This window comes from Actinocorallia lasiicapitis (assembly GCF_054778695.1).
In genome coordinates this window covers 1-620 of record NZ_BAAGZI010000882.1, presented here as the reverse complement: position 1 = coordinate 620, position 620 = coordinate 1, and the positions used below count along the sequence as shown (strand labels likewise).

Annotated in this window: 1 pseudogene; it reads left to right on the top strand. The window is 70.6% G+C overall.

Annotated elements, in window-relative coordinates:
• Window positions 1-446 (top strand): annotated as a pseudogene (locus ACYVE7_RS35290) (hypothetical protein); the annotation flags it as partial.
• Window positions 447-620: the final 174 nt, after the last annotated feature.

The window sequence follows — 620 nt, the reverse complement described above, 5'->3', positions numbered from 1 at the left end:
ACCAGCACGGCTACGACCGGGCGCCGCGGATCGGAGCGGCGGGCGGGATCGGCACCCCCACGGCGGTGGCCGCCGCCTTCGCGCTGGGCGCCGCCTACGTCGTCACCCGCTCGGTCAACCAGGTGTCCGTGGAGTCGGGCCTGCCGGACGCCGTCAAGAGAAAGCTCGCGGAAACGGGCCTCGCCGACACCGCCAGGACGTCGCGCGCCGACCGGCAGATCCGGTGCGGCCCGGCGATGGGCGTGTTCAACGGATGGGTCGCGGGAAGCTCACTGGGCCATCCCGCCGGACGGTCCGTCGTCCAGATCGCCCGCAATCTCCTGCTCGGCGCCGCCTACGCCCATCGCGTGCAGGCCCTGCACGCCCACGGGATCGAGATCTCGCCCGTCTTCGCACCCAGGCCCCTCCCGGACACCTTCGCCACCGAGCCCAGAAACCCCGGCTGACCGGACGGCCTGGACCATGTCCAATGGATCTTCGATGCCCCTTGCGCGACGCCCAGGCACGCACCTCGGGCGCCACGGACAGGACCCAGAGGACACGGTCTAGTACTACATGCCTAGATCTTCATAACCTGGAGGCGCAGGCGCCGTCTGAAATGGCGCCTGCGTGCTTCGGCT